This window comes from Serratia sp. KG1D (assembly GCF_037150675.1).
In the GTDB taxonomy this organism is placed as follows: Bacteria; Pseudomonadota; Gammaproteobacteria; order Enterobacterales; family Enterobacteriaceae; genus Serratia; species Serratia nematodiphila.
Window position 1 is genome coordinate 2,247,211 of the sequence record NZ_JBAGIH010000001.1, and the last position, 12,352, is coordinate 2,259,562.

Consider the following 12,352-nt stretch of genomic DNA (forward strand, 5'->3'; position numbering starts at 1 on the left):
ATGACTCAGGAAAATAGCATGGCGCCAGCGGCCAATCCGCTGGTGGACGCCGCCAACCCGCTGCTGAACGCCATTTCGCAGATCCGCCAGTCGGCCACGCACGCCAACCCGGCGCAGCTGCGCCAACAGCTGATCGACGAAATGCGCCGCTTCGAGATCCGCGGCCAACGCGCCAATCTGCCGTACGAAGTGATCATCGGCGCGCGTTATTGCCTGTGCACCGCGCTGGATGAAGCGGCGGCGCTGACCCCGTGGGGCAGCAACAGCGTGTGGTCCGGCAGCGGGCTGCTGGTGACCTTCCATAACGAAACCTGGGGCGGCGAAAAGTTTTTCCAGCTGCTGGCCAAGCTGTCGCAGAGCCCGCGTGAGCACATCAACCTGCTGGAACTGATCAATTATTGCCTGCTGCTGGGCTTTGAAGGCCGCTATCGGGTCATGGAAAACGGCCGTTCTCAGCTGGAAACCATGAAGCAGCGCCTGCTGCAGCTGATCCGGACGGTGCGCGGCGGCTACGCCCCTCCCCTGTCGCCTCATGCGTTGGATCTGCCGGTACAGCAAAAACTGTGGCGCCCGCTGGTGCCGCTGTGGGCCTGCGTGGCGCTGACCGGCTTCCTGGCTTCGCTGCTGTTCATCGCCCTCAACTGGCGGCTGGGCGACAACACCAGCCCGGTGCTGGCGGCGATTTACCAAACCAATCTGCCGCAGGTGGCGATCGGTAACCCGGCGCCGGCCGCGCCGCCGACGCTGAGCCTGAAAAGCTTCCTGCGCAAAGAGATCGCCGAAGGGCTGGTGGTGGTGCGCGACGAAGCGCAGCAAAGCGTGGTGATCCTGAAAGGCGATGGGCTGTTCGACTCCGCCGCCACCACGGTGCGCGCCAACTATATCCCGGTCATCGACCGCATCGCCGCCGCCATGAACGGCGTCAGCGGCAAGATCCTGGTCACCGGCTACAGCGACAACCTGCCGATCCGCAGCGCCCGTTTCGCCTCCAACTGGGAGCTGTCGCTGGCGCGCGCCGAAGCGGTCAGCGCCCGCTTGCAAAAACACCTCGCCAACCCGCAGCGGGTCAAGGCCGAGGGCCGCGGCGAGAGCAACCCCGTCGCGCCGAACGATAACAAAGTGAACCGCGCGTTGAACCGCCGGGTAGAAATTACGCTGTTGGTCGCCCCGGAAAACACCCAGGCGGAAATCAACGGCTTGCCGCAAGGAACCGGAAAGTAATGCTCAGTACGTTATTCTCCATCATCACCAGCCGCCTGCTGTGGGGCTTTGTCGGCATTACCGCGCTGGCGTTCATCATCTGGATGATCGGCCCGCTGGTGGCCATCGGCGACTATCGCCCGCTGGAGCCGGAACTTAACCGCCAGATCGCCATTGGCGTCATCTACCTGATCTGGTTCCTGTGCCGCCTGATCCCGCGCCTCTACAGCGCCTGGTTCAACAGCCGCCTGCTGAGCAACCTGCGCGCCGCCGAAACGGTGCCGGCGGAAGACGGCAAGCCAGAGGTTAAACAAGACGATCAGCTGGCGCAGCGCTTCGACGAAGCGGCGCAGCTGCTGAAAAAGGCGCGCTTCGCACCGGGCCAGGGCGACGGCAAACACCGCTGGATGACCCGCTTTAGCCGCCAATACCTGTACCAACTGCCGTGGTATGTGATCATCGGCGCGCCCGGCGCCGGCAAGACCACCGCGCTGGTCAATTCCGGCCTGCACTTCCCGCTGGCGGATCGCTTCGGCAAATCCGCGCTGCGCGGCGTGGGCGGCACCCGCAACTGCGACTGGTGGTTTACCAACGACGCCGTGTTGCTCGACACCGCCGGCCGCTACACCACCCAGGAAAGCCAGCGCGAAGAAGACGCCGGCGAATGGCAAAGCTTCGTCGCGCTGCTGAAAAAATATCGCACCCGCCAGCCAATCAACGGCGTGATGGTCACCATCAGCGTCGCCGATCTGCTGAGCGACAGCGCCGAAGCGCGCGCCGCCCAGGCCAGCGCGCTGCGCAAACGCCTGATCGAACTGCACGAACAGCTGGGCATTCACTTCCCGGTCTATGTGCTGGTGACCAAAACCGACCTGCTCAACGGCTTTATGGCCTATTTCTGCAGCTTCGACAAAGCGCAGCGCGACCAGATCTGGGGATTCACCTTCCCTTACGAACGCTCGCGGCAGCCGGACTTCAACCTGAACGCCGCCTTCGAACAGCAATACGCCCTGCTGCAACAACGGTTGGATGCGGCGCTGCCGGATACGCTGCTGATGGAGCACGACGCGCGCCAACGCGCCGAAAGCTATCTGTTCCCGCAGGAATTCGCCGCGCTGCGCCCGCTGCTCGGCCACTATCTGGAACAGGTGTTCGCCACCTCCAGTTTTGAAACCCGCTTTACCCCGCGCGGCATCTATTTCACCAGCGGCACCCAAGAGGGGCTGCCGTTCGACCGGGTGATGGGCGAACTGAACCGCTACCTGCAGCTGCCGACGGCCAACTCAGGGGCGCAGGCCAACGCGGCCTGGGACAGCGTGGGCCAGGAAACGCCGATCCCGGCGGCCAAGGGCCAGAGCTTCTTCCTGAAAGAGACGCTGGAATCGGTGATCTTCCAGGAGTCCGGGCTGGCGGGCAGCAACCGCTGGTGGGAATACCGCAACCGCGCCCTGCACTGGGCGGGTTACATCGCGCTGGCGGTGATCCTGGCGGTGCTGGCGATGCTCTGGTTCACCAGCTACGGCAACAACAAGGCCTACCTGGCGGAAGTGGCCGCCAAGGTGCCCGGCGTCGAGCGCCAGGGGCAAAACCTGACGCAGGTGGGCAACGGCGACATGTTCTCGCTGCTGCCGTTCCTCAACAGCCTGCTGCACCTGCCGGACAGCCAGAACTTTTCGCTGGACGATCCGCCGTTCACTTACCGCATGGGGCTGTTCCGCGGCGATCAGGTCGGTGACGCCGGCAATGCCCTGTACCAAAAAGCGCTGAAAGAGCTGCTGCTGCCGCAGGTGGCGCAACAGATCGCCACCACGCTGCGCAACGACAACCACGGCGACGCGGACTTCAGCTATGAAGCTTTGAAGGCCTACCAGATGCTGTACCTGCCGAAGCAGTACGACGGCAAATTCCTGCGCGCCTGGGTGATGCTCAACCTGCAGCGCAACCTGCCGCAGGGCAGCACCCAAAAACAGCTGCAACAGATCGAATGGCACCTGAGCCAACTGCTGGATGCGCAGATCCAGGCCTCGCCCTACGCCAAAGATGAACAGCTGGTGGCGCAGGCGCAGGCCGCCATCAATCGGGCGCCGCTGTCGCAGCGCGTCTATGGCCGCCTCAAGCGCTTGCTGCTGAAACAGACCGACATCAAGCCGGTCAGCCTGGTCGATTTGGCCGGCCCGCAGACCGAGCTGGCGTTCAGCCGCAAAAGCGGCAAACCGGTCACCGACGGCGTGCCGGGCCTGTTCACCTCGCAAGGGTACTGGAAAGCGTTCAACGACAACATCGATCCGGTGACCGATACCCTGCGCAAGGAAGACGTCTGGGTGTTGAACAGCCAGACGCCGGAGCAGAAGAGCGCCGATTTGACCAAGACCATCCGCCAGCTGTACATGCAGGATTTCATCAGCGCCTGGGATGAGCTGCTGGGGGATATCCAACTGGCCAACATCGGCAACCTGACCCAGCGCATCAGCAGCGCGCGCCTGCTGTCAGGCAACCCGTCGCCGATGCGCAACCTGCTGGTCAACGTCAGCAAAAACGTCACCCTGCGCGACGAGAAAAGCGACGCCGATTCCCGCTCGCTGCTGGCCAAAACCGAAGACAGGCTGAATCAAAACGCCAACCGCACGCTGGAGGCGCTGTTCACCAACCGGCCGGCCAACGCCGACGGCGACGTGTCGGCCCAGCCGGAACAGCTGGTGATGGCGCACTTCGCGCCGCTGCTGGAGCTGGCGCAAAGCCAGGGCGAAGGCAATAAGGCGATCCCTTTCGACAGCGTGCTGAAACAGGTCGATGAGCTGTACAGCTACCTGACGGCGGTGCAAGGCGCGGCCAACAGCGGCATGTCGGCGCCGCCGAGCGACATCATCCCGCGCCTGCAGGCCGAGTCCGGCCGCTTGCCGGTGCCGTTCAAACAGATGCTGCTGTCACTGGCGATCGGCGCCAGCAGCGACACCCAGCGCAAAGAGATGGAGAACGTGAAAAAGCGCATCAGCTTCGAGGTCGGCAGCTTCTGCCGCCAGGCGATCGCCGGGCGTTATCCGCTGGTGGCCCGGGCGCGCCAGGAAGTGACGCCGGACGATTTGGCGCGCATGTTCGCGCCGAACAGCGGGCTGATGGACAGCTTCTTCCGCGACAACCTGCAGGGCAAGGTCGACACTACCCGCGCCAACTGGCGCTTTACCCCCGGCGTGGACGGCAAGACGCTGCCCGGCGGCGAAGGCATCCTGCGTTCGTTCCAGCAGGCGCAGCGCATCCGCGACGCCTTCTTCGCCAACGGTACCGCGACGCCCTCGTACCGCGTGACCGTGCGGCCGGTGCGGATGGATAACGACATCCTCAACCTGACGCTGGATATCGACGGGCAGCTGTTCAAATACAGCCACGGCCCGCAGGTGCCGCTGGTGGTCAGCTGGCCGGGCACCCGCAATACCAACCAGGTGCATCTGCAGCTGGCGCTGGCCAACGGCACTACCGCCAGCCTGGTGACCAGCGGGCCGTGGGCGCTGAACCGCCTGGTGGATATGGCGCAGTCTTCGGGCACCGGCGGCCTCGGCCGTCAGGCGACGTTCAATCTCGACGGCCACCGCGTCACGCTGGAGTTCACGCCCAACAGCATTCGCAATCCGTTCCAACTGCCGGCCTTCTCGTGCCCGTAGCCCCGAAAGGACATGACCATGAGCACTGATTCAAGCGCCCCGACGAGCATCGGCTGGTACGGCAAACTTCCTTCCGCTGGTGACTTCCTGCAACGCCGTTTGCCTGACCCGGTGATCAACAACTGGGCCCACTGGTTCCATAACGGGCTGGTGAATTTGCAGCGCGATGCGCAGGGGCCAAACGATCACCCGTTCAGCAACGCGCCGGTGTGGAACTTCGTGATCCCCGCCACGCTCGGCAGCCAGTACGTGCAGATGGGCTGCCTGTTGCCGGCGCGCGACCGCGTCGGGCGGCGTTACCCCATCTGCGCGCTGCGCCTGTTCAGCCAACAGGATTGGCGCCCGCAACAGCTGAACATGGCGGCGAGCTGGTACCAACAGCTCGGCCATACCCTGCTGAACGGTGTGCGCAACGGCTTCTCCGCCGAACAGATCGACCGCACGCTGCAGGCGATCCCGGCGCTGCCCAGCCCGCCGGCGGAAGCGGACTCCGAGATATTGTCGATTATCGGGTTCCAGCATCCGGACGTACCGGGCCTCGGCTGGCAACAGGCCGCCGACTGTTTCGATCCGGCGCAGTACACCAGCTTCTGGTGGACCAACCAGGCCGACGGACACCCGCTCTACACCCACGTGCACAGCGGCAACCTCACCGTGCAGCTGTTTTCACTGCTGTTCGAGCCCAACGGCTGGGCGCGCCCCGGCCGCGGCGGCCAGTACCCGCAAATGTTTGATTAACATCGCTCGTTGAAGGAAATTTTATGGCTATCGACACCGATACCCTGCTGGCCCCGGTTGACGCGGACACGCCCTGCGGCGACAACCTGGAATACGACGCCGACTTTCTGGCCATGGCGCGCGCCGCCACCGGCAAGGCCGAACAACAGTTCGGCAGCACCATCATTCCGGAAGAAGCGCCGGACTGGGTGCAGGTCGAGCGCCTCGCAAGCTCGCTGCTGGCGCGCACCAAAGACCTGCGCATCATGCTGTATCTCACCCGCGCCTGGACCCAGCTGCGCGGATTGCCGGGCTATGCCGATGGGCTGACGCTGATCCACCAGGCGATACTCCGCTACTGGGATGCCCTGCAGCCGTCGCTGGAGTTCGACGGCGAGGCCGACCCGCTGTTTCGCATCAACGCGCTGGCCGACCTTGGCGACAAGGCCGCGCTGGCCGCCAGCGTGCGCGCCGCGCCGCTGCTGAAAAGCGCCGCCGGTGAAATCTCGCTGCGCGATGCCGGCGCCCTGCTCGACGGCAGCAAGCAAGAGTGCCCCAACTTTCCCGGCGGCCGTGCGCGGCTGCAGGATGAGCTGGCGCAGCAGGATCGCCCCGAAGGCGCGCTGGTGATGCACATCGCCAACACCCTGGCCGCCATACGCAGCGAAGTCACCCGCCATCTGGGTGAAAGCGCGCTGCCGGAAATGAGCGCGCTGACCAAGGTCTTTTCGCTGGTGGCGCTTGCCGGCCAGAGCGAGGCCCCGGCCGCCACCGAAGCGGACGCCACACAGGAAACCGCCGCTGAGCAGCCACCGGCCGCCGTGCAGAGCGCCTCTGCCCCACTCAACTGGCGCAGCGCGCAGATCCAGTCGCGCGACGACGCCCAGCTGATGCTGGACAAGGTGAAAAACTATTTTCGTCTTCATGAGCCAAGCCACCCGGCGCCGCTGATGATCGATCGGGTACAGCGACTGATTACGCTGGACTTTATGCAAATCGTCCGCGATTTGGCGCCCGATGGGCTTAACCAACTGGAGACCATTCTCGGTCGCCCCAACCACGAGGAGAACAGCTAGCCGCCGACTTTTGTTCTCTTGACGACACCCGATACCGTCTGCCCCTGCGCAGACCCGAATCAGAACCTGACTCTCCCAGCCGGACGAGGCGCGTTCCCAATCGCCATTAGATGGAGTAAATCATGTCAAACTCGAAATCCCGCAGCGGGCAGAAATTCATCGCCCGCAACCGCGCGCCGCGCGTACAGATTGAATACGATGTCGAAATTTATGGCGCAGAGCGCAAAATCCAGCTGCCGTTCGTGATGGGCGTGATGGCGGATCTGGTGGGGAAAGCAGTCGATCCGCAAGCCAGCGTGGAAGAGCGCAAGTTCATGGAAATCGACGTCGACAACTTCGACGAGCGCATGAAATCGCTGAAGCCGCGCGTCGCTTACCAGGTTGACAATACCCTGACCGGCGAAGGCAAGCTGAACATCGATCTGACCTTCGAAAGCATGGAAGACTTCTCCCCCGCCGCTATCGCCCGCAAGGTCGACGCGCTGGACAATCTGCTGGATGCCCGCACCCAGCTTTCCAACCTGCTGTCCTACATGGACGGCAAGAACGGCGCCGAGGAGCTGATCTCCAAGATCCTGCAAAACCCGGCGCTGCTGAAATCCCTGACCGACGCGCCGAAGCCGGCGGTTAACGATGACAACAACGAGCGTGAGGATTAATCGATGAGCAACTCGCCTCAGCAACAAAATGCGTTGCAAACCACCGAGACTTTTTCCAGCGATGAGTTCAGCGCGCTGTTGAACAAAGAGTTCCGGCCGAAGACCGATCAGGCCAAAGAAGCGGTCGAGAACGCGGTGAAAACGCTGGCGCAGCAGGCGCTGGAAAATACCGTCACCGTTTCTTCCGACGCCTATCGCACCATCCAGGCGCTGATCGCGGAAATCGACGAAAAGCTGTCGCAGCAGATCAACCAGATCATTCACCACGACGATTTCCAGAAGCTGGAAGGCGCGTGGCACGGCCTGCACTACCTGGTCAACAACTCTGAAACCGACGAGATGCTGAAGATCCGCTTCATGAGCATTTCCAAGCAGGAGCTGGGCCGCACGCTGAAGCGTTATAAAGGCGTGGGCTGGGATCAGAGCCCGATCTTCAAGAAAATCTACGAAGAAGAATATGGCCAGTTCGGCGGCGAGCCGTTCGGCTGCCTGGTGGGCGACTACTACTTCGATCACAGCCCGCAGGACGTGGAGCTGCTGGGCGAAATGGCCAAGATCGGCGCCGCCTCGCACTGCCCGTTCATCGCCGGCACCGCACCGAGCGTGATGCAGATGGAGTCCTGGCAGGAGCTCTCCAACCCGCGCGATCTGACCAAGATTTTCCAGAACACCGAGTACGCCGCCTGGCGCAGCCTGCGCGAATCGGAAGATGCGCGCTACCTGGGCCTGGTGATGCCGCGCTTCCTGGCGCGCCTGCCGTATGGCATCCGCACCAACCCGGTGGACGAGTTTGACTTCGAAGAAGATACCGACGGCGCGACCCACGGCAACTACACCTGGACCAACGCCGCCTACGCCATGGCCGCCAACATCAACCGTTCGTTCAAAGAGTTCGGCTGGTGCACCGCCATTCGCGGGGTGGAATCCGGCGGCGCGGTGGAAAACCTGCCGTGCCACACTTTCCCGAGCGACGACGGCGGCGTGGACATGAAGTGCCCGACCGAGATCGCCATCAGCGATCGCCGCGAAGCCGAGCTGGCCAAGAACGGCTTTATGCCGCTAGTGCACCGCAAAAACTCCGACTTCGCCGCCTTTATCGGCGCGCAGTCGCTGCAGAAGCCGGCGGAATATTACGATGCCGACGCCTCTGCCAACGCCCAGCTTTCCGCGCGCCTGCCGTACCTGTTCGCCTGCTGCCGTTTCGCGCATTACCTGAAGTGCATCGTGCGCGACAAAATTGGCTCCTTCCGCGAGCGCGACGATATGGAGCGCTGGCTGAACGACTGGATCATGAACTACGTGGACGGCGATCCGGCCAACTCCTCGCAGGAAACCAAGTCGCGCAAACCGCTGGCCGCGGCGGAAGTGCAGGTGGAAGAGATTGAAGACAACCCGGGCTATTACAGCGCCAAGTTCTTCCTGCGCCCGCACTACCAGCTGGAAGGCCTGACCGTCTCCCTGCGCCTGGTGTCGAAGCTGCCTTCGCTGAAACAAAACGACGCGTCCTGATGGACTGAAGTCAGGCCGCGATCGCGCGGCCTGGCTGATGTATCAACCTCATCGTCAGCCTATCGCAGAAAACCCGGATCGCATGTGGAACCAAGATAACGCGAAATAATTAAGCATTGAGCCATTAGCACTTAATAGTGGCTCGGTAACCCGTACCGATAGTTTTCGGTATTTAAGAAGGTGCATGGCACAAGGATATAAATTGGTAATGCATTACCACACTTGCAATTCCTGCTGCTATTACCTGAGTTTTTCAACGTAACGTTAATACTACTGTTAACCCTTAATAAAGAGTGAAGAAACTATGGCTATTGATATGTTCCTGAAAGTTGAAGGTGCCAGCGGCGAATCCAAAGATTCGAATCACAAAGGCTGGACCGACATTACTTCTTTCTCCTGGGGCGCTTCTCAACCGGGCAATATGGGCGTTGGCGGCGGCGGTGGCGCCGGTAAAGTGTGCTTCAACGATCTGCACGTCAACGCGCTGATCGACAAGTCAACCCCGGCCTTGCTGAAACACTGCTCAAGCGGCAAACACCTGACCAAGATTGAGCTGTCGGTTTGCAAGGCGGGCGGCACCCAGGTTGAATACGCAAAAATCACTCTGGAAGACGTGCTGGTCACCGCCGTGCAGTACACCGGTGCAGGCGGCGAAGACACCGTGGGCGTCACCTACTCCTTCCAGGCGGCGAAAGTGAAACAGCAGTACTGGGAGCAGAGCGACAAAGGCGGCAAAGGCGCCGAAAGCAGCGCAGGTTGGAACATCAAGGAAAACCGCGAAGCTTAATTTGTCTGCCCCCGGCTACGGCCGGGGGTTCATAACATGGATACAATGGAGAGTCAGGATGAAAAAACCTCTATTTGGACCCGCATGGATTCGTTTTTCTGAAGTCAATATCAATGTAAAAAAAGTGGGTGCATTGATTGGTGGAAAAGTAGAAAGCAATATTGAAAACGGTATTTTTGAAAATGCTTGTCCTATACGAATGAGTTATGTACTCAACTATACAGGCATACCAATTCCCTCTAACTCCGGTTATGCGACTGTGTCTGGTAAAGATAAAAAATGGTATCTTTATCGTGTTAACGATATGATTCTCTTTTTAGAAAAGAACTTCGGCAAGCCTGATATCACGGTGAAATCCCCTACCCCAGCTAAATTCTCAGGTAAAAAAGGGATAATGGTTATACAAGGAAATGGCTGGCGAAATGCCAGAGGACATGTCACATTATGGAACGGTGACATTTGCTCTGACTCTTGTCATTTCATGGGGGATCCTGAGAATGGATCTTTTGTTCCTGAAGTAGCATCACTTTGGATATTAAAATGAAGACTACCCACATCGCCCTTGCTCTTCTTCTCGTTTCTCCTATGTTGCTGGCGGAAGATATAAAAATAGAAAACTTACCTCAAAGCGAAATTTATGAAAATTGGCTGATTAGCCGCTGTATTGGGAAATCTACTGACTCAGAAAAAACCAAGCAAGATGCCTTCCGTTCCGCTTCCGCCTATTTAGAATTCAGTAAACTCCCCATGGATGCATTCGAACAAGGCGAAAAACTGGCTGAACAGTACGCAAATAAAAATAGTCAAGGCTCAGTTAAAGGAAGTTATCATACTTTAGATTGCCTTTCGCTGCAGAGTTCCAGTGAGGCTAAAGCCATCTTCGAACGTTACTCTAATTAATAATTAATATTGTAAGTTGCAATTTTATAAAACCATCAACTTAAGAAAATTAGAGTTTTATTAATTATTTTCACTGGGTATTCGCCATCAAGCATTGAGATACTCATGCGCTGGTTATGTATTACTCTGCACAAACCATACGGATTTTGGAGTGTTGAGATGAAAAAAATCCTTATCTCTTTTCTTTGTATATATGCTACTTGTGCTATAGCACAGAAAAACCAAGAAGAACCCATTGAAAAGTGGCCACCGCAAGCGGCGTACCGAAACTATTTGCAAAACTACAAGGATATTGCTCTGACCTATTGCATTTCCGTCGCTTATAAGACATCACCAGAGGCTAGCAAAGATGCAATTGCCTCATCGAATGGAATCGATGCTTGGTCATACTATGCAATTCGTGATGAAGAATCCCCTATCATCAAGCTGACAAAGCAGTATTTGCAAAAGAATTACAATGCTAAGGATGGGAAAAGCCGCTTAGACTTAATGAAGTGCATGGATATGTACCATAGTGAAGAGCTTGATAAACTTGCGAAAGATTATGTACAGCGCCCTAATGATAATTGGGTGAAAGACAATCCGGACAGAGTAAATGAAAATCCTCCTCGGAAATAATCAGTGAAAAAAATCTCACTGACTGTGGCCATCACCGCAACGTTGAACGTCAATGCAGCGACAGAAATTGACTATTCCCCTGCCGAGTACCTCAAAAACTACGCGCTCAGCGTTTGCATTGCCGAGGGGTACTCAGCAAAAGAAGTCAAAAACGATGCCGCCGCCGCCGCTCGGGGTTACATGGAGTTCGGCGATTATTCTCTGGAGGCGCATACCGCCGTCAGGGGGCTGGCAAAAGAATTTCTGGCAAAGTGCATCGATCTTGTACACAGCCAAGAGCTGCAAGCCATCATCAAGAAGTACCAAGGGAAAGACGACAGCTGATATCAGAGTTGCTCAAACGACGGCTCATATCAAAGGTTATCTCGAATGAGAAGATACACGTACTTTTTAATGTCTCTGCTGCTCGGAAGCCATGTAGTCCTTGCTGAAAACTCGCTCAATGCTTTATCGCAAGAGGCACTATATAAAAATTGGTTAGTCAGCCGTTGCATTGGGAAGTCCACTGACTTAGAAAAAACCAAACAAGACGCCTTCCGTTCCGCTTCCGCCTATTTAGAATTGAGTAAACTGCCGATGGATGCATTCGAACAAGGCGACAAGCTGGCTGAACAGTACGCCAATAAAAATAGCCAAGGCTCAGTTCAGGGGACTTACTATACTTTAGATTGTCTTTCACTGCAGAACGCCAGTGAAGCTGAAACCATTTTTGAACGTTACTCAAAGTAATAGCCGCAGTGATAGAATTCATTTTTTTGCAGCCATCATCCTCAAATTAATTACATTTTTATCACTTATAATTTATTACTTGAAAATATACCAGCACCATTAATCATCAGTCATTGGGAAAATATTCCTTGGCTTTCTATTACTCAGTACAAACCATATGGAATTTTAGAGCATTGGGATAAGGAAAAAAACAGTGATCGATGACGTCACACTTTCCACCTACTCTTACTCATTTGTGTTTTTATACTTTTTCCTGTCAGTCTTAGTATTTGTCGGGCTTTATCACCTAAAACAAAAAACCAACAATAAAAAATCCTATTCTCTTTTTGTGATGGCTACCATAGTGAATTTATTTGCAAGCATCATCCAGGGTTTAGTGTTTAACTATGGTTCTGAGATACTAGATCCAATGCTCAATATAAAATTTCAAGACTATGATGAGGTGTGGTACGCCAGTATTATATTCGCCCTTACTTACCTGTCTCAATTACCAACTAACCT

General features: G+C 57.5%; 12 protein-coding genes. All 12 read left to right on the top strand.

All coding sequences use genetic code 11. From position 1 onward, the window contains the following. The first annotated feature begins 18 nt into the window (after nt 1-18). The 12 genes from WFM45_RS10960 to WFM45_RS11015 all read left to right on the top strand — a co-directional run bounded on the left by WFM45_RS10960 (nt 19) and on the right by WFM45_RS11015 (nt 11,851). Nucleotides 19-1,221 (top strand): DotU family type VI secretion system protein, encoded by a 1,203-nt coding sequence (locus WFM45_RS10960; RefSeq protein WP_004934945.1) that lies wholly within the window; start codon nt 19-21, stop codon nt 1,219-1,221. Next, entirely contained in the window at nt 1,221-4,856 is a 3,636-nt protein-coding gene (tssM, locus tag WFM45_RS10965) for a type VI secretion system membrane subunit TssM (protein ID WP_103085419.1), read from the top strand. The genes WFM45_RS10960 and tssM overlap by 1 nt, the downstream gene beginning before the upstream one ends. 18 nt (nt 4,857-4,874) lie before the next feature. Then, nucleotides 4,875-5,594: a type VI secretion system-associated protein TagF gene (gene tagF, locus WFM45_RS10970; protein WP_004934950.1), complete on the top strand. Its 720-nt coding sequence runs from the start codon at nt 4,875-4,877 to the stop codon at nt 5,592-5,594. 23 nt (nt 5,595-5,617) lie between these two features. Further along, nucleotides 5,618-6,649: a type VI secretion system protein TssA gene (tssA, locus tag WFM45_RS10975; protein WP_336955534.1), complete on the top strand. Its 1,032-nt coding sequence runs from the start codon at nt 5,618-5,620 to the stop codon at nt 6,647-6,649. A gap of 122 nt (nt 6,650-6,771) precedes the next feature. Continuing rightward, nucleotides 6,772-7,308, top strand: a complete 537-nt coding sequence (tssB, locus tag WFM45_RS10980) for a type VI secretion system contractile sheath small subunit (protein ID WP_015378282.1) — start codon at nt 6,772-6,774, stop codon at nt 7,306-7,308. Nucleotides 7,309-7,311: 3 nt separating this feature from the next. Continuing rightward, the gene (gene tssC / locus WFM45_RS10985) at nt 7,312-8,817 is read left to right on the top strand and encodes a type VI secretion system contractile sheath large subunit (protein ID WP_004934958.1); all 1,506 of its coding nucleotides are present in this window, start codon (nt 7,312-7,314) and stop codon (nt 8,815-8,817) included. Nucleotides 8,818-9,121: 304 nt separating this feature from the next. After that, nucleotides 9,122-9,604, top strand: a complete 483-nt coding sequence (locus WFM45_RS10990) for an Hcp family type VI secretion system effector (RefSeq protein ID WP_004934962.1) — start codon at nt 9,122-9,124, stop codon at nt 9,602-9,604. Nucleotides 9,605-9,662: 58 nt separating this feature from the next. Then, nucleotides 9,663-10,148, top strand: a complete 486-nt coding sequence (locus WFM45_RS10995; RefSeq protein ID WP_071796739.1) for a type VI secretion system amidase effector protein Tae4 — start codon at nt 9,663-9,665, stop codon at nt 10,146-10,148. Next, on the top strand, nt 10,145-10,504 hold the full coding sequence (locus tag WFM45_RS11000; RefSeq protein WP_033643555.1) for a T6SS amidase immunity protein Tai4 family protein: 360 nt from the start codon (nt 10,145-10,147) through the stop codon (nt 10,502-10,504). Before WFM45_RS10995 ends, WFM45_RS11000 begins: the two co-directional genes overlap by 4 nt. A gap of 159 nt (nt 10,505-10,663) precedes the next feature. Beyond that, a complete protein-coding gene (locus WFM45_RS11005; RefSeq protein ID WP_016927257.1) occupies nt 10,664-11,122 on the top strand; it encodes a T6SS amidase immunity protein Tai4 family protein in 459 nt (152 codons plus the stop codon). Between the two features lie 12 nt (nt 11,123-11,134). Further along, nucleotides 11,135-11,446, top strand: a complete 312-nt coding sequence (locus WFM45_RS11010) for a T6SS amidase immunity protein Tai4 family protein (protein WP_336955724.1) — start codon at nt 11,135-11,137, stop codon at nt 11,444-11,446. 69 nt (nt 11,447-11,515) lie between these two features. Then, entirely contained in the window at nt 11,516-11,851 is a 336-nt protein-coding gene (locus WFM45_RS11015) for a T6SS amidase immunity protein Tai4 family protein (protein WP_336955543.1), read from the top strand. Nucleotides 11,852-12,352: the final 501 nt, after the last annotated feature.